At 52.7% G+C, this 2,704-nt stretch carries 3 protein-coding genes; all 3 read left to right on the top strand.

Annotation, left to right across the window (positions count from 1 at the left end; all coding sequences use genetic code 11):
• Nucleotides 1-591: 591 nt before the first annotated feature.
• Nucleotides 592-1,230, top strand: a complete 639-nt coding sequence (locus F4V54_RS11930) for a DUF3558 family protein (protein ID WP_150387115.1) — start codon at nt 592-594, stop codon at nt 1,228-1,230.
• A 263-nt stretch (nt 1,231-1,493) separates the two neighbouring features.
• Entirely contained in the window at nt 1,494-2,132 is a 639-nt protein-coding gene (locus tag F4V54_RS10600; protein ID WP_150387114.1) for a DUF3558 family protein, read from the top strand.
• A 172-nt stretch (nt 2,133-2,304) separates the two neighbouring features.
• A partial coding sequence (locus F4V54_RS10595) for a hypothetical protein (protein ID WP_150387113.1) occupies nt 2,305-2,704 on the top strand: 400 nt, incomplete at its 3' end.

Genomic DNA, 2,704 nt, shown 5'->3' with positions numbered 1-2,704 from the left:
CACGCGCAGACGACACTCCTGGTGCAACCTTCTAGCCCCCGATACCTTCGAAGCACTTAATTCAGCTACACTGACCCAAGCAGCATAGCTAACCCCCGACGTGTCTACTTTCCGGGGGTCAGGCCCCCGAGAACCCAGACGTCAAACCCACCATGAACGCGACCTCAAGGTCAAAAACGCCGACGGAGCCAAGCTGACCACTTGAACAACCAGCGGTTCTGACAAACACAGCATCTATTATTCGGCTCGAGCACTTTCTGCATGCTGCTATCCAGCGCGCCGAACACCACTTTCCAACCGTTGCAAATGGTCAACCACGGGTCACTCCCCCGCCAAACGCGCCGTCGCCTGCAATGGTCGGAGATCAATCTCCATCAGGTCCACTCTCCGCCAACATGCTCGGACCGTGATGCTCCTCGTCTCGAGATTCCTAGTCCATGCACCTTCTTCTGGGCAGTAGCGAGATCGGTGCGAGTGTCGACTTTAGTGGAAACAAAAAGGTTCCCTGCGCTTTTGAAACGTGGCATTGTTGTTTGTGTCCGATGAGATTCGGACTAACGCGGGGAACACAACAATCGGGGGTATCGCAGCGTGTACAAGCAAATAACAGCTGTTCTCACCACCATAACCACAGCATGTTTGCTGTCTGGCTGTGTGGCGACGGGACTATTCGGGCGAATCGGTCCATTGGAGGAGACAAGTCCAACAGAGGAGTCACCCACGCTATCGGCGCCTGACGCTGGACCGGAGCAAACGCAGCCAGATGTGCCCGCTTTTCACTTCGCCAGTGGGGACTTAGTTTTAGGCGACTTTGACTACGAAGCCATCAAGAACGAGATGTTCGATCCGTGTGAGGAGATCTCCGAAGAAGAATTCGCGGCTGTGGGGCTAGAAAAGGTGGGCACGCAGAGTTGGCGTGAGGGAGGGAATGTCGGCTGTGGCCTCATTGGGAGTGATCTTCGCAAGGGGTACGCGATCGGCACGACTCCAGTCACACGGGCTCAAGTGGAAAGTGTCCCAGAGGATCTCATTAGCAGCTCTGCTTCTGACATAATCCCAGGCCTTTTGACATATCGGGGAGAAAATCCAGCAATCTTCGGCTGCGTAGCTGCCGTAGACACCATTCGAGGACAATTCTCAGTAGTGGTGGATCAAGACACACAGCCAGATAGCTTGGATCCGCTATGCGAATCCGCGGTTCAAATTATGGAAATCTTTTACCAACTCTAGATTTACAATCGGAGGAAATGGACATGTATTTGGGTGTTAATGCTGTTCAACAAGGTGTAAAGCGTCCTGAGCTTAGTTTCGCTTCAGATGATATTAGTGACAGTGTTTTTAGACTGAGCGATTCCATTTAGGCAGCGGGTTCACGGGTGTCCACTTTAGTGGACACAAAAAGGTTTCCTTCACCTTTGAAACGTGGCATTGTTGTTTTCATCCGATAAAATTCGGACTGACCTGGGGAACATAACAATCGGGGGTATCGCAGTATGCGCAAGCGGATAACAACTGTCATCACGGCTGTAGCCACTGTGTGCGTACTTTCAAGTTGCACGGCGACGGGCGTATTCGGGCAAGCTGGCCAACGGCACGAGACAAGCCCAACAGACGAGTCACGCGCGTCATCGGTGCCTGACGCTGGACCGGAGCCAACGCAGCCAGATGTACCCGCTTTTCACTTCGCCAGTGGGGACTTAGTTTTAGGCGACTTCGACTACGAGGCCATCAAGAACACCATGTTCAATCCGTGTGAGGAGATCTCCAAGGAAGAGCTTTCTGCGGTGGGGTTCAAGACGGTGGCTAACTCAAGTCGTCTGTCACGTGGGATTAACAGTTGTGGTCTTACTGGGGGAAATATCCACCGCTGGTACTCGATAGGCACTACGAACGCTACACGTGCTCATCAGGAAAGTGAGCCTGGGAATGTGATTGATCCTGCTGCTTCTGACGTGGTACCGGGCCTCTTTACCTACCAAAGTGCGGGACACATGGGCCCGGGTTGTGTTGCTGCTGTCGATACCGTGCGTGGACAGTTCTCGGTCATTGTTGGAGAAGGGAATAAACCCGTTGAGCTTGATGAATTGTGCCAGGCTGCAGTTCGCATAGTCGAAGATTTATACCAAAACTAAAGGAAGAGTTCGGGGGATAAAAATGGGAATGTACCTAGATACTCAGGCAGTGTCACGGGGGGCAGATGCGCTGGAAGCTGTGTCTCAAAGCATTGGCGGTCTTGGAATAAGGGGAGATTATAGGCCGCTAAGTATTTACTCTGCTGTGTCTGGTTTGGATCAGGCGGGTCAGATGCATCAGGCGATTAGTTCAGTGAGTGAGCCTGAAGCAACCCGGGGGTTAGCTCAATTTTTTGCCAGCGCTGCCGAGCTGTTACACCAGCAGGTTGATGGGTTTATTGCAGTCGATGCAGGCATTGGGGACTCTTTCCGTTCTGCTGCAGCGGATGTCTCGAGTCCAGTGGCGTTATCGCCACTGGAGCGGCCACAGTCGAATCCCTTTCATATTATTGTCCCTGTTGCAGGCCGGCCAGGAAATCTAGAGGTACTGGTCTCACAATTAGCGGCAACAGATACCGCATCAATGTTCGACATTTCACAGAACTGGTTGTCCACTGCTTCTATGTTGGTTCAGGCGTTGGGGGAACTTCCTGCGGCTATGGGGTTGTTATCGCCCTCAGCTGAAACTGAAG

Origin of the sequence: Corynebacterium tuscaniense (genome assembly GCF_008693065.1) — a bacterium.
In the GTDB taxonomy this organism is placed as follows: Bacteria; Actinomycetota; Actinomycetes; order Mycobacteriales; family Mycobacteriaceae; genus Corynebacterium; species Corynebacterium tuscaniense.
Note: the sequence above shows the minus strand (reverse complement) of the source record. Positions and strands in the feature narration are given on the sequence as shown.

Bases quoted from the DNA above. Each gene is read 5' to 3' on its own strand.
- F4V54_RS10600 (WP_150387114.1), top strand. From the start codon at position 1,494: ATGCGCAAGCGGATAACAACTGTCATCACGGCTGTAGCCACTGTGTGC.